Here is a 25462-nt window from a genome sequence, read left to right on the forward strand (position 1 = left end):
CGACGAGCGGGCCTTTGCGTCTTTTACGCGAAATTCGGGCAAGTGCGTACAATTCACGGTTGTTGCGGGCGACGTATATTTCCGTTTTTCCGTGCAAGCCCCGGGCTTCTACGGAGGTGCGTAAGTAACTTGCTAAGGGCTCCGCCACTAAGACTTGATTCGAATTTGATCGATCTCGTCGTGCGCCCGTACCCCAATATTGCCGGAGCTAACCCCGTGAAGTTGAGCAATCTGAAGATCGCCTCGAAGCTTGGCATTCTCGTTGGAGTCACGCTGTTCGGCCTCTGCATCTCCGGAGTTCTCGCCGGCTATCTGATGAAGCGCGAGATGGTGAATGCGCGCATCGACCAGGCCAAGGCGATCGTCGAGCTGGCGCGCAACTATGCCGCCGCGTTGAAGAAGCGCGTCGATGCCGGCGAGATGACGAAGGACGCCGCGATGGCCGAGCTTCGCCGCTACGGCAACGCGATGACCTATGACAAGGGTGCCGGCTACCTGTTCGGCACGTCCTATGACGGTCTCACCCAGCTTGCGCCCGATCCGAAGGTGATCGGCACCAACCGAATGGACGTCGTGACCAACGGCCGCAAGCTGTCGCTGGAATTGATGAACGGCGTCAAAGCCAACGGCGAGATACTGCTTCACTATGAATATATGAAGCCCGGCCAGGAAACGCCGATCCGCAAGGTCGGTTACGCCGTCGCGATCCCCGGCTTCGATATGTATCTCGGCACCGGCGCCTATCTGGATGATATCGAGGCCAAGATGGGTCCGGTCTACTGGCTGCTCGGCCTCGCCGTGCTCGGCATCGTCATCGTTGCCGGCAGCGTCGCCTGGATGATCGGCCGCAGCATCAGTGCTCCGCTCGGCCTGCTCGGCACCCGGATGAAGGATCTCGCCGACGGCAAGCTCGAGGGTGATATTCCGGGCGTCGGCCGCGGCGACGAGGTCGGCGCGATGGCATCGACCGTGCAGATCTTCAAGGACAACGCGGTTCGCATCCGCGACCTCGAGAAGACCGAGGCGGACGCCAAGGAACACGCCGCGGCGGAACGCCGCAGCGCCATGGAGGAGATCGCCAACGACTTCGAACGCAGCGTCAACGGCATCGTCGGCTCGGTCTCCTCGGCCGCAGCCGGCATGCAGACCACGGCGCAATCGATGACCGCGACCGCCAGCGATGCCTCCTCGCGCGCGGCGACCGTCGGTGCCGCCTCGCAGAAGGCGTCCGGCAATGTTGGCACCGTTGCGGCCGCCGCCGAAGAGCTGTCGAGCTCGGTTGCGGAAATCTCCCGCCAGGTGACGCGCTCGACTGAAGTTGCGAGCCGTGCCGTTAGCGATGCCGAGCGCACCAACGCCACGGTGCAGGAGCTCTCCACCGGTGCCGAGAAGATCGGCGAGGTGGTCAAGCTCATTCACTCGATCGCGGCGCAGACCAACCTGCTCGCGCTCAACGCCACCATCGAGGCGGCGCGTGCCGGCGAGTCCGGCCGCGGCTTCGCCGTGGTCGCCTCCGAGGTCAAGGCGCTCGCCAACCAGACCGCGAAGGCGACCGAGGAGATCTCCGCCCAGGTCGCGGCGATGCAGACCTCGACCAGCGACGCGGTGTCGGCCATCTCCGGCATCACCCAGACGATCGCCGAGATGAGCGAGATCACCGCCGGCATTTCCGTATCGATCGAGCAGCAGGGCGAGGCGACGCGCGAGATCGCCCGCAACATCCAGTCGGTCGCGGCCGGCTCGAGTGAAATCAACGCCCATATCGGCAGCGTCACCTCGGCCGCCGAAGCGACCGGCAGCGCGGCCAGCGATGTGCTCACCAACGCCCGCGAGCTGGACACCCAGTCCGGCGCGCTGCGCGATGCCGTCGACGGCTTCCTCGCCAAGGTCCGCGCGGCGTAACTCGTCGCGCAAAAACTCTACGCCGTCGTCATGCCCGGGCTTGTCCCGGGCATCCACGTTCTTGGGCGCGGCATGTGCGGCTGCGTGGATGGCCGGGACAAGCCCGGCCATGACGGAGAATGCGCGAGCACACGATCTCGTGCCCCGGACGCAGCGCAGCGCTTCCCCGGCGATGCGAAGCATCGTCCGGTGCAGCGGTGCGCTGCAGAGCCGGGGCCCATGCTAGCGGCAATCTGGGTCCCGGCTCTGCGCAGCAGCGTTTCACGCTGCAGCGCGTCCAGGACACAAGACCGCGTCACTGCTTCTCGATCTTCGCGTTGTCGATCAGCTTTTCCCACAGCACCAGCTGCTCGTTCACGAAAGTACCGAGCTGCTCCGGCGTGCCGGAAAAAGCGTCCATGCCGAGCGTGGCGAGCTTGGCCTTGATCTCCGGGTTCTCGATGATCTTGCGGATCTCGGTGTTGAGCCGGGTCACGATCTCCTTCGGCATGCCGGCCGGGCCGAAATAGCCCTGCCAGGACGTGATGTCGAAGTCCGGCACGCCGGCCTCCTGCATCGAGGGCAGGTGTGGCACCAGCGGCGTGCGGTTCTTGGTGGTGACGGCGAGCGCGCGCAGGGCGTTGCCGTTGACATGGGGCAGGCCGGTCAGGATGTCGACGAACATCATCGACACGCGGCCGCCCATGACGTCGTTGAGCGCCGGCGGCGAGCTCTTGTAGGGCACGTGCAGCAGGTCGAGCCCGGCATTGTGCGCGAAGGTCGCACCCGACACGATCGCCGCCGACGAGCCCGAGGCGTAGCTCAGCTTGCCTGGATTGGCCTTGCCGTAGGCCACCAGCTCTCCGACCGTCTTGGCCGGCACCTCGGGATTGATGACCAGCATGAAGGGCAGATCGCCGGTGCGGGCGATCGGGGTGAAATCCTTCACCGGATCGTAAGTCAGGCTCTTGAGCAGATAGGGATTGGCCGAATGCGTGGTGTTGGTCGTCACCAGCAGCGTGTAGCCGTCGGGAGCGGCCTTCGCGACATGGGTGGCTGCGAGCATGCCGTTGGCGCCGGCCTTGTTCTCGATCACGATGCCGACGCCGAGCGCCTGCGACAGATGCTGCGAAATCAGCCGCGTCGTGGTGTCGGTGCCGCTGCCGGCCGCGAAGGGCAGCACCAGCGTGATGTTGCGGCTGGGATAGGTGTCGGCGTGAGCGGTGGAGGCTGCCGTGAGGCATAGCGCGGTCGCGGCGACGGTCCGCAGGTTTCGAATCAGCCCTGAAATCATGTCGGTCGTTCCCTCTTTTTGGTTGGCGGGGAACCTAGCTGGTCCAAAGGGGAATCGGAAGATGGCTATAGGTCGTGACCGCGTCCGTCGCGCGGAATTATGTCATCGCCGAGCCCCGCCGCGATGCAAGCACGACTCCGGCGAGCACCAGCGCGTAACCGATCAGGTGGAACGGCTGGAGCTTCTCGCCCAGCAGCACGATCGCCAGCGCCGAGCCGAACACCGGCACCAGATGGAAGAACGGCGCCGCCCGGTTCGGCCCGATCAGCGCCACGCCGCGGTTGAAGAAGAGATAGGCGAGGGTGGAGGGAAAGATCAGGATGTAGCCCAGCGTCGCCAGCGTGATCGTGTCGAATTGCAGCACGCTGCCGCTCGCCGCCTCCCAGATCGCCGTCGGCAGCAGCATCGTCGCGCCGCAGCAGGTGGTGAAGGACAGGAACGAGAGCTGGTGGATCTTCGGTCGCCGCGGGATGAAGGCCGAATAGAGCCCGAACGCCACCAGCGAGGAGGCGAACATGATGTCGCCCCTGTTGAAGCTGATGCTTGCCAGCGCCGCGAGATCGCCGCGCAGGATGATGATCAGCACGCCGAGCAGCGAGATCGCGATGCCGCCGAGCTGCGCGCCGGTCAGCCGCACGCCGAACAGCACCAGCGACCACAGCGCCACGAACAGCGGACCCGCCGACTGGATCAGCAGCGCGTTCAGCGCCTCGGTGTATTGCAGCGCCCAGTACGAGATCGCGTTGTTGAAGGCAAAGCCGACCAGCGACAGGAACAGCATCAATGGCATGCTCTGGCGCAAGGCAGGCCAATCGCGCTTCAGGTGCGGCCAGGCGAACGGCAACAGGATCAGGAACACGCCGAACCAGCGGATCGTGGTGATCGTCAGCGGCGGCACATGCGCCCCGACATGGCGCGCGAGCACGATGTTGCCGGCCCAGAACAGCGAGCTCAGGCTGAGCAGCAGATAAGGCTGGTTGTTGAGCCAGCTGGCCGGATTGGCGGCCGGTGGCGCGGGCGAAGCGGTCGTCATGGGCGTTGGATACAACTTGCGCCCGATTGCCGCGATGGCACAAGTCACAGCGCCGCAATGCTACAATGCAGCCGAGCCTTGAGGAGGTGCCATTGGCGGTCAATATGTTGAACATCGAGGGCCTGGAGCGGCTCGATCCGAATGCGCCCGTGGTGATGCTGAACCTGATGCGCTTCCACGCGCGCTCGCGCGATGGCGACGGGTCGGGCTGGGACGCATATTTGCGCTACAGTGCGATCACGGTGCCGATGATCAAGGCGCGCGGCGGCACGCTGCTCTGGACCGGCGAAGCCAAGGCGGTCGCACTCGGTCCGCACGCGGGCAACGATTGGGACTTCGTCGCGCTGGTGCATTACCCGTCCGTCTCGGCCTTCATCGACATGATGACCTCGCAAGCCTACGAGCGCGAAGCCGATCCGCATCGCGTCAACGCCTGCGCCGAGCACCTGATCATCGCGACGAGCGAGGCCTACAGCAAGTTCAAGACGAAGTAGCGGGGCAGGCTTGCTCACCCTACCCTGGAGGGGGAGGGTCGCTGCGCATGAAGCGAAGCGCAATGCGGAGCGGGGTGGGGTGACGGTCTCTCCGCATCAAACAGTGCTCGAGTGGAGAGATCACCCCACCCCGCTCGCGCTTTGCGGCCTCCCCCTCCAGGGGAGGGTGAAAGCGGCACTGTGGTTGAATGAATGCTGCGCCTAACTTGTCTGCTTTCGCGACGCCGCGAACACGCCGGCCAGCACCAACGCAAAACCGATGAAGTGGAACGCCTGCGGGTGCTCGGCCAGAAACGCCATCGCCATGATCGAGCCGAACACCGGCACGACGTGGAAGAACGGTGCGGCGCGGTTGGCGCCGATCAGGCGCACGCCGCGATTGAAGCAGAGATAGGCGAGCGTCGAGGGGAAGACGGCGACGTAGAACAGGGTCAGGAGATTCGGCCCGTCGAGCTTCATCACCGGGCGAGCGGACAGTTCCCAGATCTCCAGCGGAATGAGACAGGCGGCGCCGCAGCCGAAGGTGAAGGCGAGGAACGAGAGGCCGTGCATCGGCGGCCGCCTCAGTGACAGCACCGAATAGAGCGCGAAGATCAGGAGCGCGAGCAGGAAGATCAGGTCGCCCTTGTTGAAGTCGATGCTCGACAGCGTGGTGAAATCGCCGTGCAGCAGGATGGTCAGCACGCCGCACATCGACAGCAGCACGCCGAAGGCCTGCGCGGCGGTGAGACGGATGCCGAGGATGACGAGCGACCACAGCGCCACCAGCAGCGGCGCGGCCGACTGCAGCAGCAGCGTGTTGAGCGCCTGGGTGTGCTCCAGGGCCCAATATTGCAACGTGTTGAAGGCGCCGATGCCGGTGACCGAGAGCGTGACCATCAGGCCAAGCTTGCCGCGGATCGCCGGCCAGTCCTGCACGAGATGCTTGAAGGCGAACGGCAGCACCAGCAGGAAGGCAAAGAACCAGCGCAGGAACGACAGCGTCACCGGCGGAATGTGGCCGGCCGCGAGCCGCCCGACGATGGCGTTGCCGGCCCAGCACAGCGCGGTGATGCTGAGCAGCAGGTAAGGCTGGTTGGCGATCCAGCTGTGGCCGGATGTTTCCGCGGGCGTGGTCTGGCCGGTGGCGGACATTGTGATGGTTGAGCCCCGCGTCGAGTACGCCGAGCCCTCCGGCCCGGCGAGGTCCGGGCCGGCTGATCACCCGGCAGGTCCAAAGACACGGAAAACGAGGTTGCATCAACGGGGACGGGCGCATCGCGACCATGCTGGCGGCGAAGGCGGCCTCTCCCGCTTTGGTCGAAGCTGTTGCGCCGGCCTGCCAGGGTTCGGGATTTTCCGCGGATATCAAGGGCTTGGACCGGACGTTGGACCCCGAAAAAGCCCCGTTCTTGCTTGCCTAGAGAGGCTGCTTCCTTTATCCGGTTGGCTGCCTTGCGTGCGGGCGGCTCCGGCTGCCGATTGGGCTGGGCGCAGGCGTGATCCCGGAAAAGTGGGCACCGGTTTTCCGCGAGGATCATGCCTTCTAGAGACAGATTGAACAGGATTACCCGCGAATGGCCAATGTTGTCGTCGTCGGCGCCCAATGGGGCGACGAAGGGAAGGGCAAGATCGTCGACTGGTTGTCGGAGCAGGCGGATATCGTCGTCCGCTTCCAGGGCGGCCACAACGCCGGCCACACGCTGGTAATCAACGGCAAGACCTACAAGCTCGCGCTCCTGCCCTCCGGCGTGCTGCGCGAGGGCAAGCTGTCGGTGATCGGCAACGGCGTCGTGTTCGACCCCGCCGCCTTCCTCGACGAGGTCGCCAGGCTCAGGTCGCAGGGCGTCGATGTCGGCCCCGACAACCTGCGTGTCGCGGAAAACGTCACGTTGATCCTGCCGCTGCACCGCGAGCTCGACGCGCACCGCGAATCCGCCAGCGCCGCCACCGCGATCGGCACCACCCGCCGCGGCATCGGCCCGGCCTATGAAGACAAGGTCGGCCGCCGCGCCATCCGCCTGATGGATCTTGCCGATCATCAGACGCTGCCGCACAAGATCGACCGCCTGCTGGCGCACCACAACGCGCTGCGCCGCGGCCTCAACCTGCCGGAATTCGACGGCGCGGTGATCCTGAAGGAGCTGATGGCGATGGCGCCGCAGCTCCTGCCCTATGCCGAGACGGTCTGGCGGCTGCTCGATATCGAGCGGCGCGCCGGCAAGCGCATGTTGTTCGAGGGCGCGCAAGGCGCGCTGCTCGACGTCGACCACGGCACCTATCCCTACGTCACCTCGTCCAACACGGTGGCGGCCCAGGCCGCGACCGGCGCCGGCCTCGGGCCGGGCGCGGTCGGCTACGTGCTCGGCCTGTGCAAGGCCTACACGACCCGCGTCGGCCAGGGCCCGTTCCCGACCGAGCAGGACAACGAGATCGGCCGCAAGATCGGCGAGCGCGGCCGCGAGTTCGGCACCAATACCGGCCGTCCGCGCCGCTGCGGCTGGTTCGACGCCGTGCTGGTCCGCCAGGCGGTCCGGACCTGCGGCATCAATGGCCTGGCGCTGACCAAGCTCGACATCCTCGACGGCTTCGATTCGATCGAGGTCTGCACCGGCTACAAGCTCGACGGCAAGGAGATCGACCATTTCCCGGCCGGCGAGGGCGCGCAAAGCCGGGTCGAGCCGATCTACGAGACCATCGAGGGCTGGAAGGAGCCGACCGCCAATGCGCGGTCCTGGGCCGACCTGCCGGCGCAGGCCATCAAATATGTCCGGCGGATCGAGGAATTGGTGGGATGTCCGGTCGCGCTGCTTTCCACCAGCCCGGAACGCGAAGATACTATCCTGGTGCAAAATCCGTTTGAGGCTTAACGATATCTTACCGGGACGCGCGTATAGTTGAGTAGAAATGGCTGATTACTATCCGCTGATCGCCCGCGCTATTGCCGCCCTGGACCCCAACGCTCCCGGCGAAAGCCGTCGCGCGCTCTATGAGCGGGCGCGCACGGCCCTGATCGCGCAACTGCGCAGCGTGCAGCCGCCGCTCTCCGAATCCGAGATCACCCGGGAACGGCTGTCGCTCGAGGAGGCCGTCCGCAAGGTCGAATCGGAGGCCGCCCAGCGAGCCCGCGAGGCCTCGCGTCCCGGTGGCGGCGCCCGCTCCGGCTCGAGTGGCGATGCCTTCCGCCGCGCCAGCACCCGTGCCACCGAGGCCAACCCGGCAGCAGTGCCGCCGCGCACGCGTCCGGCCCCGACGCCGCCGCGCGCCGACCGCCCGTCCTTCAATGTCGACGACCCGGGCGAGGCCCCGCGGCCGCCACGCGCACCCCGCTTCGACGCCCCGCGCCCACCTAGCCCCTCCGCCCCGCCGCCGGAGCCGCCGGCCGGCCGCGATCGCCAGGGTGGGCGGCGTCCGCCCGACGTCGGCCCCCCGCCGCCGCTGCCGTCCTCACCCGGCGTGCGCGGCTTCCGCGACATCACGGCCGATGCCAACGATCTCGGCGGTGCCGCCGCGCAGGCCAGCCGCGCCGCGCGCCGCACCTACGCCAACGTGCCCTCGCCCTCGCCGGAATTCGACCGGCTGGAGCCGAGCCTGGAAAACCGCGCCGGTGAGACCGAAGCGCCCTATTCCTACGACGAGTCGATCGAGGAGGCCGAGCGCTACACGCCGCAACCGCCGTCGCCGCGTCCGCGCATCGCCCCCGATCGCGACGTCAAGAAGCGCGCCCGCACCGGCTCCGCCTTTCCGTTCAAGAGCGCGATTGCCGTCGGCATCGTGCTCATCCTGGTCGGCGCCGGCATCCTCTGGGGCAAGCAACTGGTCCAGATCGTCAACGGCTTTCTCAAGCCGTCCGCGACGCAAGTTGCGGATACGCCGACGACCCCGGCGCAGCCGCAGAGCAAGCCCAAGATTCCCGATCGCGTCGGTCAGCCCTCGGCGGACCAGCCGGTCGCGCCGGTGGCGCAGAAGGTCGTGCTCTACGACGAGGATCCGTCCGATCCGAAGGGCAAGCAATATGTCGGCTCGGTGGTGTGGCGGCTCGAGCCGATCAAGGCCTCGGGCAACCAGAAGGCCGACGTCGCCGTGCGCGCCGACATCGAGATTCCCGACCGCAAGTTCAAGATGACGATGTCGTTCCGCCGCAACACCGATTCCTCGCTGCCGGCGAGCCACACGGCGGAGCTGACCTTCATCCTGCCGCAGGATTTCCCCGGCGGCAGCGTCTCCAACGTGCCGGGCATCTTGATGAAGTCGAACGAGCAGGCCCGCGGCACGCCGCTCGCCGGCCTCGCGGTCAAGGTCACCGACGGGTTCTTCCTGGTCGGCCTCTCCAATGTCGACGCCGACCGCGCCCGCAACGTCCAGCTCCTGAAGGAGCGCTCCTGGTTCGACGTGCCGCTGGTCTACGCCAACCAGCGCCGCGCCATCATCGCCATCGAGAAGGGCGCCCCCGGCGAGCGCGCCTTCAACGACGCCTTCGCGCAGTGGGGCGACTGAGGTTCTTCTGTCATTCCGGGGGGCGCGTAGCGCGAACCCGGAATCCATTTCAACGCGTCACATGCCGCCCGATGGATTCCGGGCTCGTGCTTCGCACGCCCCGGAATGACGTCCGAGAGGACTACTGCGCCGCGGCTTCCCGCTTGCGCGATGCCGCGGCGGCGGCGTGCTGGCGGTCCATCACGGCGCGGCAGCCGGGGCTGACCTGCGCCTTGTTCCGCACCATGCAGGCGGTGATCCGCGGGATGTCGGGAATTTCGCTGGAGCACAGCCGCATGGCGTCACCCGAGCACATCTGCTGGGCTTCTTGCGTGAAGGCGAGACTGGGTGAGGTCTGGAGAGCGAAGGTGGTGGCGACTGCGAAGAGCGAAGCGATGGTCTGAAGGCGTGTCATGTGGAATGGATCCCCGAGTTCCCGTAAGGCTTGAGCCGCTTGGTTTTGGGGCGCCGCACGCGGCTTGATCTGCCGCATGTCGCAGCCTTCACGTCGGGAGCTTCGATCCCGCGTGTGGTCGCTCGACTTCTTGATGCTCGAATCGAAAGTGCTGCGCCGCCCGAGCGAAGTATGCGCCATTGTCACGCGCCCGCAATGGCCGGCACAAAGGAATTCGCAATTGTTGCACGCCAGTCACGTCGCGCGATCAGATCAGCCGATCGGAGACGCTTGTTCCGCGTCGCTCGCGCCGAGAGCGGCGGCGTGCTCCTCGACAGCAGTCACGCCCTTGGGCGTCAGCTCGAACAGATCGCCGTCCTTCATCACGTAGCCGTCGGCGATCAATTGCCCCATCTTGCCCTGCCGGTCGTCGGCAAAGGCAACGGACTGGCTGATGTCCCGCAGGATCGAGAGTTCTTCGTCGTGCAACATGGCGTCACTCTCCGTTCGCGGGTATGGGTTCGTCCTCACATGCCGTGGCTCTGAAACACCTTGCTGCAGGACTTCGACAGCTTGCCCCGGTTGGCTTGCAAGCAGCTCTGCACTGCCCCATCATTGCCGAGGTCCTTGCGGCAGAAGCGCTGCGCATCGCGCGTGCAGGCCTGCCGCTCCTGCGGCGTGCCCATATGACCTTGGGCCAGCGCGGGTGCCGTCGGCAGGCTGCTCAGGGCCGCCAGCGCGATCGTCGCCAGAAAGAATTTGCGGGCCATCGGCGGCTCCAGTCTGCCAGGGGTTGAACTGCCAGGGTTGAATTCAGTCCAGCATGAACTCATCGCCTTGCCACTTGTTCCCCTTGAGGAGCCCGGCGCCCGCTGTTCAAGGTTCCCGCTGCGCTGCTATAACGCCTGCAGAGTGTGAGGTGCTTGATGAAACGCTATCTGGTATTTGCGCTGGTCGTCCCATTCATCGGCGGGTTCCTGCTGCTGCTGACGACGACCTACCAGTCCGGCTATTGGGCCCAGACCAACCTCGGCGAGGTCGGCAAGCTGTTCGCGGTGTTCTTCAAGACGCTCCAATACAGCTACCTGTTCGGGTTCTTGCCTGCGCTGATGATCGGCGCAGTCGATGACATCCTGATCCACATCCGCCGGATCGGGCCGGTCTTGCGGATGCTCCTGGTCGGCCTGTTCGCCTTCGCTCTGGCCTCGCTCACTCACAGCTCGCGCGGGCCGGATTCGGGCGCGGTGCAGATCATCCTGTACGGGCTCGTCGGTTTCGTGCCGGCGGTGATTTCATCCTGGCTGGTGCATCGCTACGTCGAGGAGCCGCAAGCCGTGCCGGTGCCGACCTGACGCGCGGCGTTCGGGCGCGGCGCAACCTCCGCCGCGCTGGCGCGTTCACTGAAGGCCATGGCCATGCAAGACGACGACATCCTCGCTCCGCGCAAATCCCGTTCCGGGAGCGGCTCGCATGCGCGCTTCTCGCGCGACGAGGCGCGCGGCCCGATCATCGACCAGGACGGCCACGAGATCAGGCCGGAAAGCCTGGAGCACGGATTTCGCGAGTTTCGTTTCGAGTTCGGTCAAGGCAGCCCGTTCGGCAATCTGACGCGCGAGCAGCGGATCGCGCGGCTCGAGGCGATCGCCAAGCTGCTCGACGTCGCCTTCATCCTGCCCGGCACCAACATCCGCTACGGCATCGACGGGCTGATCGGATTGATTCCCGTCGTCGGCGACATCATCACCACCGCGATCTCGCTGTGGCTGGTGCGCGAAGCCCGCGCGCTGGGCGCGCCCTGGCACATCACGGCGCGCATGCTCGGCAATGTCGCGGTCGACGGCGTGGTTGGCCTGGTCCCGTTCGCGGGCGACGCCTTCGACGTCATGTTCCGCGCCAACACGCGCAACGTCCGCCTGCTCCAGCGCTGGCTGGAAAAGCAGCCGCGGATGTAGCCTGGCTGAGAGCGCTCGCCGCGAGTCCGACTGGTCGACAATGCGCTCCATCTCCCAGAGTCGTCATTGCGAGCGCAGCGAAGCAATCCAGAATCTTGCCGCGGAGGGACGCTGGATTGCTTCGCTGCGCTCGCAATGACGGATGAGAGATAGCGGGTGAGAAAGCCCCCAAACACAAAAGGCGCGACGACCTTTCGGCCATCGCGCCTTCTGCGCACATCGAACTTGTTGCGAAAGCTTACGCCGCGTCGGCGTCGGTCTCCGCGGCCGGGGCCGGCTTGGGCCGGCGGGGCAGCGGGAAGGCATCGCTCTCGTACAGCGAGCGGATGCCGTTCTGGTCGAAGCGCGCTTCCTCGACCTGGAGATAGGCGCCGTTCAGCGAGTCCGTCGGCAACTGCTCCATCGCGAACTGCACGGCCTCGGCCGCAGTGCCGAACCGCCGATAGGTGAAGCCCGCGCGCTTCTTCTTGCGGATGGCGGCGGGGAAGAGCTCGGCGGAGGTGTTGAAGTTGAACGGACGCAGTGGACGCATGGTCAAAGACCTCGTGATCTTCTCTGGGGCTTTAAGCGCGTGGGGTTGGGGAGGGCAGGGGCCGCAATCGAGCGGGCCCGCCGCATGTCATTGTCGCCCTCTAATATAGGCTGATTTGACAAAAATGCGACCCCCGCGATGCGAGATGATGAATCAGCGCATGGCAGCCCCGCGGAGACGAAATTTATTGATATTTCAGGGGCTTATATCACTTAAACTTTGTCAAGAAGCAGCAGCACGACCAGGATCACCAGCACGACCCCGCCGATCCCGATACCGGAATGGCCAAGGCCATAGCCGTAGCCGCCGAACCGGCCCGACAGGCCGCCGATGAGATAGATGATCACCAGGATGATCAGGATGGTCCCAAGCGCCATGGCATCCTCCCTGGCGGCCACCGAAATGCGATGATCGGCCGCACCGCCAGAGCAGAAAAGCACATCAGGCCGCCGGGTTCCACGGGGGAACCCGGCGGCGGGCTTGGGTTATTTGGGCTCGAGCTTCAGGGCCGCGGAATTGATGCAGTAGCGCAGGCCGGTCGGCCCGGGGCCGTCGGGGAAGACGTGGCCGAGATGGCCGCTGCATTTGGAGCAGAGCACCTCGGTGCGGATCATGCCGTGGCTGGTGTCCCGCTCCTCGTCGATGTGGCTCTCGACTGCGGGTTGGGTGAAGCTCGGCCAGCCGCAGCCGGAATCGAACTTGGCATCCGACTCGAACAGCACATTGCCGCAGCCAGCGCAGACGTAGGTGCCGGCACGGTGGTCGTGCTCATATTCGCCCGAGAAGGGACGCTCGGTCGCCTTCTCGCGCAGCACGGCGTATTGCATTGGCGTCAGCTCGCGCCGCCACTGCTCTTCACTCTTGATGACCTTGTCGTCGGTCGCTTCCGTCTTGGTGTCGGGCATGGGTCTCCCGTTGCTTTGGTGATCTCGCGATCAGTTGGTCGCCTTGCCGGCATTCACCAGCGTCGGCTTCTCGATGTAATTATCCGCGAACAGCTTTTTCAGGTTCTCGACCTTCGGAATGTCGTTGAAGGCGATGTAGGGCTGGTTCGGGTGCAACGTCATATAGTCCTGGTGATAGGCCTCCGCCGGGTAGAACGCCTCCAGCGCGCCGACCTTGGTCACGATCGGCTTGTTGAACACCTTGGCGCCGTTGAGCTGGGCGATATAGGCCTCCGCGACCTTCTTCTGCTCGTCCGACGTAGTGAAGATGGCCGAGCGATATTGCGGACCGACGTCGGGACCCTGGCGATTGAGCTGGGTCGGGTCGTGCACCACCGAGAAGTAGATCTGGAGGATCTTGCCGTAGGAGATCTTCTTCGGGTCGTACTTGATCTCGACCACCTCGGCATGGCCGGAGCGGCCGCTCGACACGGTCTTGTAGTCGGCGGTCGCCTTGGTGCCGCCGGCATAGCCGGAGACCGCGTTGACCACGCCTGCGGTGTGCTGGAAGACGCCTTGCACGCCCCAGAAGCAGCCGCCGGCGAGCACGGCGGTCTGGACGCCGCTCGCGGGTGCCGCGTCCAATGTAGGGGCTGGGATCACGACCGCCTCCTCCGCGGCCCGCGACGGCATCACGAAAGCCAGCGTCAGGGCGGTGGTTGCGGCGAGCAGGGTGGCGAGGGCGGTTCGGCGCATGGCATCCTCTTTCGGAAGGGCTGACAGTCTAGGGCGGTCGGGACCGGGCGAACAGCCTGCCCGGCCGCGTTTTCGCATCATCCGAGATACGGGCCGTACCGCAGATTGTTACGCCGGGGCGGACACGAGACCGTGAGGACGCGGTCGGCGCGGCGACCGGCCGGCTTGGCGGGATGCGGAGACGCTGTCCATGGCCATCGACCTCGATCCCGGCAACATCGTCGCGCTCAACCTGCGCGGCCTCGCCTATGAGCGGAGCGGGCAGGAGGATCTCGCGATCGACGATTTCAGCCTGTCGATCAAGTACACGCCGAAATTCCTGCTCGCCTGGACCAATCGCGCCCGCGCGCGCACGCTGTTGAAGGATTTCGACGGCGCCATCGCCGATTTCGCCGAGGCCGAGAAGATCGATGCGGCTGCGCCGCAGATCGCCGGCAACCGCTGCGTCACTTACGGCATGATGGGCAAGTTCGACCGCGCCCTGGCCGATTGCAATGGCCTGATCGAAAAGCAGCCCAGGAACGCGTTCGTGATCAACAACCGCGCCGACGTCAACATGATGAAGGGTGATCTCGACGCGGCGCTGAAGGATTACAACACGGTCATCCAGATCAACCCGAACAATGTCCGCGCCATTCCGGCCGCGGCCAGATCTACGAGCGCAGGAAGGATCTCGCGCAGGCGCGCGCTGATTATCGCGCCGCCGCCTATTCGCTGACGAGGTTCGACGAGACCGAGGTTGCGCGCGCCCGCGCCATCGCGCAGAAGCGGCTCGCCGCCCTGACGCCGAAGGAGGCGGCGAGCGCGACGGCCGGCCGTCGCGTCGCGCTGGTGGTCGGCAACGGCGCCTACAAGAACGTCCATGCGTTGCCCAATCCGCCGCGCGACTCGCAGCTGGTCGCGGGCGTGCTGCGCGACCTCGGCTTCCAGACCGTGATGGACACCAGGGACCTCACCCGCGATGCGTTCTTCCAGACGCTGAAGGCCTTCGCCGAGGAAGCGGAAAAGGCCGATTGGGCCATGGTCTATTATGCCGGCCATGGTTTCGAGATCGGCGGGGTGAACTATCTCGTTCCGGTCGACGCCAAGCTCACCGCCGACAAGGACGCCGAGACCGAGGCCGTCGCGCTCGAGCAGGTGATCGCCGCGGTCGGCGCGGCGCGAAAAGTGCGTCTCGTCGTCCTCGATGCCTGCCGCGACAATCCGTTCGCGCCGGCCATGCAGCGCACGCTGTCGCTGAAGCTGGTCGAGAAGGGCTTTTCCAACATCGAGCCCGGTGCCGGCTTCATGGTCGTCTACGCCGCCAAGCACGGCCAGACCGCGATGGATGGCGATGGTAGCCCCAACAGCCCGTTCGCCACCGCGCTCGCGCGCGAGATCAAGCAGCCGCGCGTCGAGATCCGGAAATTGTTCGACATCGTCCGCGACGACGTCTGGGCCGCGACCAGGCACGAGCAGCAGCCGTTCACGTATGGGTCGCCGCCGGGGCGGGAAGATTTTTACTTCGTTGCGGGGAGGTGAGCTTGGAGAGAGGCCGTAGCCCGGATGGCGCGCAGCGTAATCCGGGAATCGCGATCGCGGATCCAACCCCGGATTACGCTACGCTCCATCCGGGCTACAAGTGCCGTAGGTGGGCAAAGCGAAGCGTGCCCACGCGTTTATTCGCTTATGGAGAAAGATCGTGGGCACGGCGCTTTGCGCCTTTGCCCACCCTACGGCAGCGGCGCTCTAGACGACGATACTCAGCCGTTTAGCCGCCCGCGTGATGCCGGTATACAGCCACCGTGCTCGCGAATCCTGAAACGCAAAGCTCTCGTCGAACAGCACGACGTCGTCCCATTGCGAGCCCTGCGATTTGTGCACGGTCAGGACATAGCCGTAGTCGAACTCGTCATAAGGTTTGCGCTGCTCCCAGGCGATCTGCTCGACGCCGCCCTCGAAGCAATCGGCGCGCACTGAGACCTTGGTCACCTTGTGGCCGAAATCCTCGTCCGGCGACAGCCGCATCGAGAGGATGCGCGATTTCGATCGCGAGGTGTTGCGCGACTTGACGCGCCACAGGCCGCCATTGAACAGGCCCTTCTTGCGGTTGTTGCGCAGGCACACCAGCTTGTCGCCGGCGACGGGAAACTGATCCTCGATATTCTGGCGCTGGCGTACCCGCATGTTGTAGGCGCGGCGGGTGTTGTTGCGGCCGACCAGGATCTGGTCGGCGCCCATGACGCGATCGGGATCGAGCTCCTTGCGCGAGACGACCTCGCTCTCGCCATAGCGGCCGATGTCGAGCTCGCGGCCCTCGCGCACGTCCATCGACATCCGCACGATCGGATCGTCCTGGGCTTGGCGATGCACCTCGGTCAGCATCGCATCCGGCTCGGAATTGGTGAAGAAGCCGCCGCCCTGGATCGGGGGCAACTGCGCGGGATCGCCGAGCACCAAGAGAGGGCAGTCGAACGACATCAGGTCACGCCCGAGCTCGGCATCGACCATCGAGCATTCGTCGATCACGATCAGCTTCGCCTTGGAGGCTGGCGCATCGTCCCACAATTCGAAGCTCGGCTGCTCCTCGCCGGATTCGCGGGCGCGGTAGATCAGCGAATGGATGGTGGAGGCGCCGTCGCAGCCCTTGTTGCGCATGACGAGGGCCGCCTTGCCGGTGAAGGCGGCGAACTTCACCTCGCCGTCGACGCCCTCGGCGATGTGCCGCGCCAACGTGGTCTTGCCGGTGCCGGCAAAGCCGAACAGGCGGAACACCGGCGGCGTGCCGCCCCGTCCCGGCTTGGCCTTGAGCCAGTCGCCGACGGCCTTGAGCGCAGCATCCTGATGCGGGGTGAAAGTGGCCATGTCTGTCTTGAGGGAGGGGCGAATGAGGCGATTCGCCTTCCCCCAAACTAACCATTCGCCCCAACGGTTCAAGCGCAGGGCGATCGCATTTCAAGGCCGTTCTCGCGGCCATCCTTCGAGACGCCCGCCTTGGCGGGCCCTCAGGATGAGGACAGAGTGCGCGGCGGCGGTTTCGGCGGGCGAGATGCCGCTCAGCCTCATCCTGAGGAGGCTGCGAAGCAGCCGTCTCGAAGGACGAGGCGTTCACTCAGGCGTCGCCAAACCCTACTGCCAGCCGGGAACGCCGCGCATGTCGGGCAGCTGGTGAGCGATGCCCTTGTGGCAGTCGATGCAGGTCTTTTCCTTGGTGAAGAGGAAGCGCTGGTGCGCCACCGAGGCCCGCGGCGACTGCTTGGTGATGTCCATGGAATCGGCGCTATGGCAGTTGCGGCATTCCAGGGAATCATTGGCCTTGAAGCGCGCCCATTCGTGCGCGGCGAGCTCGAGCCGGTGATCCTGGAATTTCTCGCGGGTGTCGATCGTGCCGAAGATCTTGCCCCAGACCTCCTTGGAGGCCTGCATCTTGCGCGCGATCTTGTCGGTCCAGTTGTGCGGCACGTGGCAGTCCGGGCAGGTCGCGCGCACGCCGGAGCGGTTGGAGAAATGGACGGTCGACTTCAGCTCGGCGTAGACGTTGTCCTTCATCTCATGGCAGCCGGTGCAGAACTTCTCGGTGTTGGTGATTTCCAGCGCGGTGTTGAAGCCGCCCCAGAAGATCACGCCGGCGACGAAACCGGCCAGCACGAGGGTGCCGAGCGCGAACACCGAGCTCGGCCGGGTCAGCACCTGCCACAGCTCGAGCAGAAACGCCCAGCTGCGCGCGATGAAGCCGCGCTTGGCATTCAGCTCCGCGTTGGGATCATCGGCGGTCGTCGTCATCTGCGGCCACCCGGGCTTGCGCGCGACAGCAGCGTGTCGATGTCGGTGAAATCGTTGCTGACTGGCGGGTTGGCGGTGTTCTGCGGCACGTGGCATTCGGTGCAGAAGAAGCGGCGCGGCGAGACCGAGGCCAGGAATTGGCCGTCGCGATCCATGAAGTGCGTGATCGAGACCATCGGCGCCTGCGACTCGGCGGTGCGCGCCCGCGCATGGCAGGACAGGCATTTGTTGCCGTTGAGGTCGACCTGATAGCCGTCGATATTGTGCGGGATGACGGGCGGCTGCTCCGGATAATTGCGCACCTCCCTCTCGGAGGTGTTGCGGTTCGGCAGCATCGGCGGCGCCGGGCCCTCGTCGTTGAGCGGGGTCGGGCCGCGCAGGCCGGAGGTCACGGTCTGCGCCGTCAGCGAGCTCGTGCCCGCTGCGATCGCGAAGGCGAGCAGGATCATTGCGGATCGTTTCATCATGACATGTTCACCCGCTCGATGCGCACGGCGCATTTCTTGAAATCGGTCTGCAGCGAGATCGGATCGGTGGCGTCGAGCGTCACCTTGTTGATCAGCTTGGATTCGTCGAACCACGGCACGAAGACGAGGCCGCGCGGCGGCCGGTCGCGGCCGCGCGTCTCGACGCGGGCGCGGATGAAGCCGCGGCGGGAGACCACCTTCACCTCGTCGCCGCGCCGGAGCTTCGCCTCCTGCGCATCGTCCGGATGCATGAAGCAGACCGCTTCGGGAAAGGCCTTGAACAGCTCGGGGACGCGGCGCGTCATGGTGCCGGAATGCCAGTGCTCCAGCACGCGGCCGGTCGAGAGCCAGTAGGGATATTCGTTGTCGGGCGATTCCGCCGGCGGCTCGTAGGGCAGCGCGAAGATGCGGGCCTTGCCGTCGGCATGGCCGTAGAACTGCACGTTGGTGCCCTGCTTGACGTAGGGATCGCTGCCTTCGCGGAAGCGCCACTTGGTCTCCTGGCCGTTGACGACGGGCCAGCGCAGGCCGCGCTCCCGGTGATAGGTGTCGAACGGCGCGAGGTCGTGGCCATGGCCGCGGCCGAACTGGGCATATTCCTCGAACAGGCCCTTCTGCACGTAGAAGCCGAACGCCTTGGATTCGTCGTTGGCATAGCCCGGCTCGATATCGGTGACCGGGAATTTGTCGACCTGGCCATTCTTGTAGAGCACGTCGAACAGGGTCTTGCCGCGATATTCCGGCTTCTTGGCGATCAGCTCGGCGGGCCAGACCTCCTCGATTCTAAAGCGTTTGGAGAACTCCATGAGTTGCCAGAGATCCGACTTCGACTCGCCCGGCGCGGAGACGAGCTGGTGCCAGAACTGGGTGCGCCGCTCGGCATTGCCGTAGGCGCCTTCCTTCTCCACCCACATCGCAGTGGGCAGGATCAGATCGGCGGCGAGCGCCGTCACGGTTGGATACGCATCCGAGACCACGATGAAATTGTCGGGATTGCGGAAGCCTGGATAGATCTCCTCGTTGACATTGGGACCGGCCTGGAGATTGTTGTTGACCTGCACCCAATAGGCGTTGATCAAGCCGTCCTTCAGCATCCGGCTTTGCAGCACGGCGTGCGCGCCGGGTTTGTCGGGAATGGTGCCCTCGGGCAGCTGCCAGATCTGCTCGGTGTGGTCGCGATGCTTCTTGTTGGTCACCACCATGTCCGCGGGCAGGCGGTGCGAGAAGGTGCCGACCTCGCGCGCGGTACCGCACGCCGAGGGCTGGCCGGTCAGCGAGAACGGGCTGTTGCCGGGCGCGGAGATCTTTCCGGTCAAAAGGTGGATGTTGTAGACGAGGTTGTTGCACCAGACGCCGCGGGTGTGCTGGTTGAAGCCCATGGTCCAGAACGAGACCACCTTCGTCTTCGGGGCGGCGTAGAGTTCGGCGAGCGCCTCGAGACGGTTGAGCGGCACGCCCGACATTTGGGCGGCTTTCTCCAGCGTGTACTCCGACACGAACTTGGCGAATTCGTCATAGCTCATGTCGGTGGCGTCGTTGGGTTTCGCCGCGCCCGTCGCCTGCTTCTGCAGCGGATGCTCGGGCCGCAGGCCGTAGCCGATGTCGGTCTGGCCGCGCTTGAACACGGTATGCGCGGCAACGAAGTCCTTGTTGATGCGACCGGTCTTGATGATGTGGTTGGCAATGGCGTTGAGGATGTACAGGTCGGTGTGCGGCTTGAACACCATGCCGATATCGGCGAGGTCGAACGAGCGGTGCTCGAAGGTCGAGAGCACGGCGACGCGGACATGCGGTGCCGACAGCCGGCGGTCGGCGATGCGCGTCCACAGGATCGGATGCATCTCCGCCATGTTGGAGCCCCACAGCACGAAGGCATCGGTGGCCTCGATGTCGTCATAGCAGCCGGCCGGCTCGTCGATGCCGAAGGTGCGCATCATGCCGGCGACCGCCGAGGCCATGCAGTGCCGCGCATTGGGGTCGATGTTGTTGGTGCGGAAGCCGGCCTTGAACAGTTTTGAGGCCGCATAGCCTTCCCAGATCGTCCACTGGCCGGAGCCGAACATGGCGACGCCGTTGGGCCCGCGCTTCTTGATCGCCTCCTTCCACTTCAGCTCCATGATGTCGAAGGCTTCGGTCCAGCTCACGGGCGTGAACTCGCCGTTCTTGTCGTATTTGCCGCCCGTCTTGCGCAGCATCGGCTGTGTCAGGCGGTCGTGGCCGTACATGATCTTGGAGAGGAAGTAGCCCTTGACGCAGTTGAGGCCGCGATTGACCTCCGCCTTGATGTCGCCGTGGGTAGCGACGACGCGGTTGTCCTTGGTCGCGACCATCACCGAGCAGCCGGTGCCGCAGAAGCGGCAGGCGGCCTTGTCCCATTTCAATTCGCTCTCCTTCCGCTCGGCGGCGAGGTTCGCGGCGAGCGCCGGTGCCGGCAGGCCCGCGGCGGCCGCGGCGATCGCGGCAGCCTCGAGCTTGAGCATCTGGCGGCGGTCGAGCTTCGGCGATGTCATGATGGCTCTTCCTGACTCAGGCGGTTTCAATGGCGTGGAAGACGAGCGCTGCGGAATAGACGTTCGGCAGCGACTGGATGGTGTTGAGCATGGTGCCAAGGCTGCCGGCATCCGCCGCTTCAGCCACGACGACGAGCTTTCCGCGCGCGTCGCGGGCATGAATCTCGCAGCCGGGAAGCGCTGCGATCTCCGCTTCCAGTTCGGCAAGGCGCTCGGGCCGCGCCTGCACGATGATGCTGGCGATCTCGGCGCCCGGCGGCGCGATGACGCGGTCGGCGCTGAGCACCCGGCCGGTGATCAAGGCGCGGCGGTTGAGTGTGGCGTGAGCCATGATGGCTGTCTTTCGCTGGTTGCCGATCAATGCGGGGAGGGCGGCGGGCCGGGAGGGCCGGCGAACATCTGGTAGATCCAGACGCCGAGGCCGTAACTGCCGACCGTTCCGACCGCGAGCACGGGCATCACGATCGCGGTCAGGAACAGGAAGGCGAAGATCTCCATGCGCTTACGGCGCACGCGCGACGTCGTGTCGTCAGGGGCCGACATATTCGGTCTCTTGAATGCTGTGGGGAATCGTGACGGCATCCGGGCCGTCGCCTTGCTGCACTTTAGATACGTTCCACCCGACAACGCGTTGATTTGGATCAATGTCGGTTGGCTGCTTCTCGCTGCGCCGGAGGATGGATCGTCTCCCACGTGGCGGAATTGCGCATCCGTAGACAGCGTCGCCTCGCGCACTAAGATGCCGTTAACAACAATAAGCGGGAGAGCGACGCCATGAAGTTCGGCATCTTCTACGAGCTGCAGCTGCCGCGGCCCTGGGTGGCCGGCGACGAGCTCGCCCTTTATCAGAATGCGCTCTCGCAGATGGAGCTCGCCGACAAGCTCGGCTACGACCATGCCTGGGTGGTCGAGCATCACTTCCTCGAAGAATATTCGCACTCGCCCTCGCCGGAATCGTTCCTGGCTGCCGCAAGCCAGCGCACGAAGAATATCCGGCTCGGCCACGGCATCCTCCAGCTCACCACCAACCATCCGGCGCGCGTCGCCGAGCGTGTCGCGGTGCTGGATCTGCTCTCGAACGGCCGCTGCGAGTTCGGTATGGGCGAGAGCGCCTCGATCACCGAGCTCGAGCCGTTCGGCCGCGACATGGAGACCAAGAAGGAGGTGTTCGAGGAGGCGGTCGCGGCGATCTTCCCGATGTTTCGGGACGCCGGCTCAGAGCATCACGGCAAGTATTTCGACATCCCCTTGCGCAATGTCGTGCCGAAGCCGGTGCAGAAGCCGCACCCGCCGTTGTGGATGGCCTGCTCGCAGCTGCCGACTATCGAGCGCGCCGGCCGCCATGGCTTCGGCGCGCTCGGCTTCCAGTTCGTCAGCGCCGACGCCGCGCACGCCTGGGTGCACGCCTATTACAACGCCATCACCAAGCGCCTGCACAAGCTCGCCGACTACGAGATCAATCCGAACATGGCGCTGGTCTCGTTCTTCATGTGCGCCAAGACGGACGAGGAGGCGCGTGCCCGCGCCGACGGCGCCACCTTCTTCCAGTTCGCGCTGCGCTTCTACGGCGCTTCGCAGAGCCGCCAGCGCCCCGCGCCCTACACCGTCAACATGTGGGACGAGTACAACAAGTGGAAGCGCGACAATCCGCAAGCCCAGGAGGCGGCGCTGCGTGGCGGCCTGATCGGCTCACCCGAGACGATCCGCAAGAAGCTGAAGCGCTTCCAGTCCTCGCACATCGACCAGGTCATCCTGCTCAACCAGGCCGGCAAGAACAGCCACGAGCATATCTGCGAGTCGCTGGAGCTGTTCGGCCGCGAGGTGATGCCGGAGTTCCAGAACGATCCGGCGCAGGCGGCCTGGAAGCAGGGCGTGATGAGCGGCGAGATCGAGCTGGAAGAGATCGATACCGAGGCCTTCACCGATCGCTACGGCAAGCTGGCGATCAACGTGGCCCCCGCGAAGGCGGCGGCGGGGTAGCGTGTAAGCAACGACAGGTCCTGGCGCTGAAGCCGGTGCGGGGAGCCGCGCAGGAGTGCGGCGTTTTGACCCGGAGCAGACCTTTCGAACTCTCTGCATCCAGCAATGGCTGGGCGCTCGACGTCGCTCTCCCTTGCGCTGCTTCACGCATATCGTCGTCCCAGCAAGCGCCCAAGCGGCGCGAGGAACGATTCAACACAGCGTGAGTTCGACCTCAAATCCAAGAAACAAAGCAAGAGGGTAACGCGATGACACGATCCGTGGAGGAGTTGAGACGGGAGTCCGAGCGTAGCCGCGCGGAGCTGGCGGCGACGGTCGGACGGTTGAAGGAGCAGATATCGGACACCGCCGAGGACATTCGCCACAAAGTCTCGCCGCAGCACATCAAATCCGAAGTCACCGAATACGTCAGCCACAAGACCCAGAGCTGGGTCGAAGGGCTCAAGCAACAGATCATGGACAACCCGATGGGCGCAGTGGCCGCGGGCGCCGCAGTGGGCGTTCCGTTGCTTCGGTTGGTGCGAGGTACGCCGTTGCCACTTCTCATGATCGGCGCAGGACTCGCCCTGACGTCCAAGACAGTGCGGGAGCGCGCGGCAGACGCCACCGGTCCGGTCATGGACAGAGCGGGGCGCATGCTCGAGGAGGTGACGGAGGGCGCGCGGTCCATGCAAGGCGGCGCCAAGGAGACGCTATCCTCCGCCCAAAGCCGAGCCGCCGGCATGGCTGGTGAGGCCCAGGACAAGGCCGCTGGTCTCGCCGCTGATCTCAAGGCGAGCGCGGCGCAGGCGGCCAGCTTCGCAAGTGAAAAGCTCAAGAGCGGCATGGACGCGGCCAAGGATGCGGTCAAGGATGCCGCTGCGAGCGCGCCCGACCAGGCCCGACAGACCATCGGCGACAATGCCGCGCTGATCGCAGGCTTGGGCATCGCGATCGGGGCGATCATTGCTGCGGCTCTTCCCGAGACCAAGGCTGAAGCCAAGGTGATGGGCGGAGCAAGCGATGGCGTGAAACAGGCTGCGGCAGCCGCCATGCAATCCGGCTTCGAGGCAGCGAGAGACGCAACCACATCTGCGGCCAATGCTGCGACGCAAAAGGTCGCCGACGCAGATCTCGGCAGCCATGCCAGCCGTGTGACCCAGAACATGGCCGACACATTGAAGGAGGCTGCCGAGGACGTCGTCAAAGCTGCCTTCAGCCCCTCTCAACCCAACACTTGAAGGAACGATCATGAGCGATTTGGACCCCCGCAACGTGACGCAGTTCGCAAAGAACCAGGAAAAGAACCAGGACAAGGGCACCGCAAAGGACATCAAGGAGCAGATGAGTGGTGCCACAGCGGAGGTGAAGCAGCGCGCCGGCGATGCGTTCCGGGCATCGGCCGACGTCGCGCGCGACAAGTTCGGCGAGGCCGCGGATGCAGCGAAGGGCGTCGCGGACGGAACCATGGACCAGATCCAGAGCCAGGCGCGCGAACAGCAGCGATCGGGCGCCGATTTCGTCGAGCGCCTCGCCGGCAACATCCGCGAGGCCGGCCGGGCTTTCGAGAGCGACGTCCCGTTCGCCGCACGCGGCATCGGCTCCGCCGCCGACTATGTCGAGGACGCTGCGCAGAAGATCCGGGATGGAAGCTTCCGAGATCTCGTCCAAGGCGCGACCGATTTCGCCAGACGTCAGCCTGCGGCCTTTCTCGGGATATCGGTGCTGGCGGGCTTCGCGGCCGTGCGCTTCCTGAAGGCGTCAGGCGGACAGTCGTCATCCCGTGGGCAGCGCGACACGATGGACAGATCGTGGTCGGGAAGCAGTCAGAACCCAAGCGGGACGTCGTTCTCGGCGGGACCAGAAACCTGGCCTCAGGATTCGATGCAGCGTGGTCCTGATCGGCAACAAACCTCTTCCACACAGGGCAGCACGTTACCATGAGCATCGAGCGCGATATCAAAACCAGCAAAAGCGAGTTCAGGGAAATCTCGACGCTGCTCGGCGATGCCATGTCGCAGTTCGCCAAGCTGTTCCAGAACGAGATCGACCTGGCAAAGGCAGAAGTTGGCGAGAAGCTCCAGAAGATCGGCGGCGCCGTCGGCTTGATCGTAGGCGGCGCCGTTCTGGTGATCCCGGCCATCGTCATGGCCTTGTTTGCCCTCTCGGCCGCATTGATCTCCGCAGGATGGTCGCAGCCGCTGTCATATCTGACATCGGCAGTCATCGCTGCGGCCATCGCCGCCGCGCTGGTCGCCATGGGCATGAACCGGCTTGATATGCGTCAGCTGGCGCCCCGCGAAACGATCGGCCAGCTGGAAAAAGACAAGGACACCGTGAAGGGAATGGTGCGATGAGCAGCACAAAGATCAGCTTTATCGACAATCTGGTAACGGCCGCCAGGGACAACCCGCTCGCCGCAGCCCTCATCGGAGGCGGCGCGCTTTGGCTGTTGGCCGGAGACCAGAGGCTGAAGACTGTGGCGCGTTCCGCCGCCGAGGCCGTCGAACCTGTTGCCGATATCGGGACGAGTGGTTTCAGGTCGGCAGCATCCGCGATCAAGCAGACCGTGGCGCCGCCGACCGCCCCCGAAATGGACAACGACGGCTCGCAACGGTTCGGGGAGACCCTGCGTGGCGCGACCGCCACCGCTTCCGATACTGTGTCGCAGGCCGCCGAGGGCGTTCGGGATCGTTTCGACGAGGGCGTCGCCTTCGCGCAGGAGCAATTCAGCAAGCTGGGCAATGCGCTTCCGAACAAGGACACCATGACGAGTGCGAAGTCGTCACTGGCGGACATGCTGGAGCGGCAACCGCTCGTGCTGGGGGTCGTGGGCATCGCAATTGGTGCGGCCGTGGCGGGAGCGTTCCGCGCCTCCGAGATCGAGAACCAGTATATCGGAGACGTCAGCGACGACGTGAAGGCCGACCTGAACCGGCGCGCCGGTGCGGTCTCGCAGGCCATGCGCGAAGCCTCGGACACGGTTGTCTCGGAAATCAGCGATACCGGCGCCGAGATTGTGGACCGAGTCAAGCAGGCCGGGATGGACGCCGCGGCAGCTGCCCGCGCCGAGGTGAAGGCTCCGTAAT

General features: G+C 65.3%; 27 protein-coding genes and 1 pseudogene. 12 read left to right on the forward strand and 16 right to left on the reverse strand.

Annotation, left to right across the window (positions count from 1 at the left end; translation table 11 throughout):
* Positions 1 to 216: 216 nt before the first annotated feature.
* Positions 217 to 1902, forward strand: a complete 1686-nt coding sequence (locus ABIA45_RS34275) for a methyl-accepting chemotaxis protein (protein ID WP_404654989.1) — start codon at positions 217 to 219, stop codon at positions 1900 to 1902.
* 295 nt (positions 1903 to 2197) lie between these two features.
* Here ABIA45_RS34275 and ABIA45_RS34280 read toward each other — a convergent pair whose 3' ends face one another.
* Both ABIA45_RS34280 and ABIA45_RS34285 read right to left on the reverse strand, forming a co-directional pair.
* Positions 2198 to 3175, reverse strand: a complete 978-nt coding sequence (locus ABIA45_RS34280) for a Bug family tripartite tricarboxylate transporter substrate binding protein (RefSeq protein ID WP_404654990.1) — start codon at positions 3173 to 3175, stop codon at positions 2198 to 2200.
* 97 nt (positions 3176 to 3272) lie between these two features.
* Positions 3273 to 4208: a DMT family transporter gene (locus tag ABIA45_RS34285; protein WP_404654991.1), complete on the reverse strand. Its 936-nt coding sequence runs from the start codon at positions 4206 to 4208 to the stop codon at positions 3273 to 3275.
* A 104-nt stretch (positions 4209 to 4312) separates the two neighbouring features.
* Between ABIA45_RS34285 and ABIA45_RS34290 the strand changes: the two genes are divergently transcribed.
* Positions 4313 to 4702 carry a DUF1330 domain-containing protein gene (locus ABIA45_RS34290; RefSeq protein WP_404655797.1) on the forward strand — a complete coding sequence of 130 codons (390 nt, stop codon included), beginning with the start codon at positions 4313 to 4315 and terminating at the stop codon, positions 4700 to 4702.
* Between the two features lie 201 nt (positions 4703 to 4903).
* Here ABIA45_RS34290 and ABIA45_RS34295 read toward each other — a convergent pair whose 3' ends face one another.
* Positions 4904 to 5836: a DMT family transporter gene (locus tag ABIA45_RS34295; protein WP_404654993.1), complete on the reverse strand. Its 933-nt coding sequence runs from the start codon at positions 5834 to 5836 to the stop codon at positions 4904 to 4906.
* Between the two features lie 422 nt (positions 5837 to 6258).
* Here ABIA45_RS34295 and ABIA45_RS34300 point away from each other — a divergent pair, with 422 nt between their 5' ends.
* Positions 6259 to 7551 (forward strand): adenylosuccinate synthase, encoded by a 1293-nt coding sequence (locus tag ABIA45_RS34300; RefSeq protein ID WP_057028019.1) that lies wholly within the window; start codon positions 6259 to 6261, stop codon positions 7549 to 7551.
* A gap of 37 nt (positions 7552 to 7588) precedes the next feature.
* Complete coding sequence (locus ABIA45_RS34305) at positions 7589 to 9178, forward strand: hypothetical protein (protein ID WP_404654995.1); 1590 nt, start codon at positions 7589 to 7591, stop codon at positions 9176 to 9178.
* Positions 9179 to 9299: 121 nt separating this feature from the next.
* Here the strand turns inward: ABIA45_RS34305 and ABIA45_RS34310 are convergent, their stop codons facing one another.
* From ABIA45_RS34310 to ABIA45_RS34320, 3 genes are all read right to left on the reverse strand, one after another.
* A complete protein-coding gene (locus ABIA45_RS34310) occupies positions 9300 to 9572 on the reverse strand; it encodes a hypothetical protein (RefSeq protein WP_035998968.1) in 273 nt (90 codons plus the stop codon).
* A gap of 252 nt (positions 9573 to 9824) precedes the next feature.
* Positions 9825 to 10043, reverse strand: coding sequence for a hypothetical protein (locus ABIA45_RS34315; protein WP_197963910.1), 219 nt, complete (start codon positions 10041 to 10043; stop codon positions 9825 to 9827).
* 35 nt (positions 10044 to 10078) lie between these two features.
* Positions 10079 to 10321, reverse strand: a complete 243-nt coding sequence (locus tag ABIA45_RS34320) for a cysteine rich repeat-containing protein (RefSeq protein WP_157288099.1) — start codon at positions 10319 to 10321, stop codon at positions 10079 to 10081.
* A 156-nt stretch (positions 10322 to 10477) separates the two neighbouring features.
* Between ABIA45_RS34320 and ABIA45_RS34325 the strand changes: the two genes are divergently transcribed.
* Positions 10478 to 10903 carry a DUF5413 family protein gene (locus ABIA45_RS34325; RefSeq protein WP_271541259.1) on the forward strand — a complete coding sequence of 142 codons (426 nt, stop codon included), beginning with the start codon at positions 10478 to 10480 and terminating at the stop codon, positions 10901 to 10903.
* A gap of 57 nt (positions 10904 to 10960) precedes the next feature.
* Positions 10961 to 11503, forward strand: a complete 543-nt coding sequence (locus ABIA45_RS34330) for a DUF4112 domain-containing protein (protein ID WP_271541261.1) — start codon at positions 10961 to 10963, stop codon at positions 11501 to 11503.
* 238 nt (positions 11504 to 11741) lie between these two features.
* Here the strand turns inward: ABIA45_RS34330 and ABIA45_RS34335 are convergent, their stop codons facing one another.
* The 4 genes from ABIA45_RS34335 to msrA form a co-directional block, all read right to left on the reverse strand.
* Complete coding sequence (locus tag ABIA45_RS34335) at positions 11742 to 12035, reverse strand: hypothetical protein (protein WP_024337713.1); 294 nt, start codon at positions 12033 to 12035, stop codon at positions 11742 to 11744.
* Positions 12036 to 12247: 212 nt separating this feature from the next.
* Positions 12248 to 12412 (reverse strand): DUF3309 family protein, encoded by a 165-nt coding sequence (locus tag ABIA45_RS34340; protein ID WP_275510479.1) that lies wholly within the window; start codon positions 12410 to 12412, stop codon positions 12248 to 12250.
* Positions 12413 to 12520: 108 nt separating this feature from the next.
* Entirely contained in the window at positions 12521 to 12940 is a 420-nt protein-coding gene (msrB, locus tag ABIA45_RS34345) for a peptide-methionine (R)-S-oxide reductase MsrB (protein WP_275510478.1), read from the reverse strand.
* Positions 12941 to 12970: 30 nt separating this feature from the next.
* On the reverse strand, positions 12971 to 13675 hold the full coding sequence (gene msrA, locus ABIA45_RS34350; RefSeq protein ID WP_275503399.1) for a peptide-methionine (S)-S-oxide reductase MsrA: 705 nt from the start codon (positions 13673 to 13675) through the stop codon (positions 12971 to 12973).
* Between the two features lie 178 nt (positions 13676 to 13853).
* Between msrA and ABIA45_RS34355 the strand changes: the two are divergent.
* Positions 13854 to 15196, forward strand: a pseudogene (locus tag ABIA45_RS34355) (caspase family protein); the annotation flags it as partial.
* A gap of 207 nt (positions 15197 to 15403) precedes the next feature.
* On the opposite strand, the gene ABIA45_RS34360 reads toward ABIA45_RS34355, so the two are convergent.
* The 6 genes from ABIA45_RS34360 to napE form a co-directional block, all read right to left on the reverse strand.
* Positions 15404 to 16519 (reverse strand): ATP-dependent RecD-like DNA helicase, encoded by a 1116-nt coding sequence (locus ABIA45_RS34360; protein WP_157287405.1) that lies wholly within the window; start codon positions 16517 to 16519, stop codon positions 15404 to 15406.
* A gap of 264 nt (positions 16520 to 16783) precedes the next feature.
* A complete protein-coding gene (locus ABIA45_RS34365) occupies positions 16784 to 17437 on the reverse strand; it encodes a NapC/NirT family cytochrome c (protein ID WP_404654997.1) in 654 nt (217 codons plus the stop codon).
* On the reverse strand, positions 17434 to 17904 hold the full coding sequence (locus ABIA45_RS34370) for a nitrate reductase cytochrome c-type subunit (protein ID WP_404654999.1): 471 nt from the start codon (positions 17902 to 17904) through the stop codon (positions 17434 to 17436). The genes ABIA45_RS34365 and ABIA45_RS34370 overlap by 4 nt, the downstream gene beginning before the upstream one ends.
* A complete protein-coding gene (gene napA / locus ABIA45_RS34375) occupies positions 17901 to 20414 on the reverse strand; it encodes a nitrate reductase catalytic subunit NapA (RefSeq protein ID WP_404655001.1) in 2514 nt (837 codons plus the stop codon). Before napA ends, ABIA45_RS34370 begins: the two co-directional genes overlap by 4 nt.
* A 16-nt stretch (positions 20415 to 20430) precedes the next feature.
* Positions 20431 to 20745 (reverse strand): chaperone NapD, encoded by a 315-nt coding sequence (locus ABIA45_RS34380; protein ID WP_157287402.1) that lies wholly within the window; start codon positions 20743 to 20745, stop codon positions 20431 to 20433.
* A gap of 26 nt (positions 20746 to 20771) precedes the next feature.
* A complete protein-coding gene (gene napE, locus ABIA45_RS34385; protein ID WP_018318384.1) occupies positions 20772 to 20957 on the reverse strand; it encodes a periplasmic nitrate reductase, NapE protein in 186 nt (61 codons plus the stop codon).
* Between the two features lie 231 nt (positions 20958 to 21188).
* On the opposite strand from napE, the gene ABIA45_RS34390 reads away from it, so the two are divergent.
* The 5 genes from ABIA45_RS34390 to ABIA45_RS34410 all read left to right on the forward strand — a co-directional run bounded on the left by ABIA45_RS34390 (position 21189) and on the right by ABIA45_RS34410 (position 25461).
* The gene (locus ABIA45_RS34390) at positions 21189 to 22394 is read left to right on the forward strand and encodes an LLM class flavin-dependent oxidoreductase (protein ID WP_404655003.1); all 1206 of its coding nucleotides are present in this window, start codon (positions 21189 to 21191) and stop codon (positions 22392 to 22394) included.
* Positions 22395 to 22642: 248 nt separating this feature from the next.
* A complete protein-coding gene (locus tag ABIA45_RS34395) occupies positions 22643 to 23614 on the forward strand; it encodes a DUF3618 domain-containing protein (RefSeq protein ID WP_404655004.1) in 972 nt (323 codons plus the stop codon).
* Positions 23615 to 23624: 10 nt separating this feature from the next.
* Complete coding sequence (locus ABIA45_RS34400) at positions 23625 to 24317, forward strand: hypothetical protein (RefSeq protein ID WP_157287399.1); 693 nt, start codon at positions 23625 to 23627, stop codon at positions 24315 to 24317.
* Positions 24314 to 24730, forward strand: a complete 417-nt coding sequence (locus ABIA45_RS34405; protein WP_036022122.1) for a phage holin family protein — start codon at positions 24314 to 24316, stop codon at positions 24728 to 24730. Before ABIA45_RS34400 ends, ABIA45_RS34405 begins: the two co-directional genes overlap by 4 nt.
* Complete coding sequence (locus tag ABIA45_RS34410) at positions 24727 to 25461, forward strand: hypothetical protein (protein WP_404655006.1); 735 nt, start codon at positions 24727 to 24729, stop codon at positions 25459 to 25461. Before ABIA45_RS34405 ends, ABIA45_RS34410 begins: the two co-directional genes overlap by 4 nt.
* Position 25462: the final 1 nt, after the last annotated feature.

This window comes from Bradyrhizobium sp. USDA 336 (assembly GCF_044908355.1).
GTDB lineage: Bacteria > Pseudomonadota > Alphaproteobacteria > Rhizobiales > Xanthobacteraceae > Bradyrhizobium > Bradyrhizobium yuanmingense.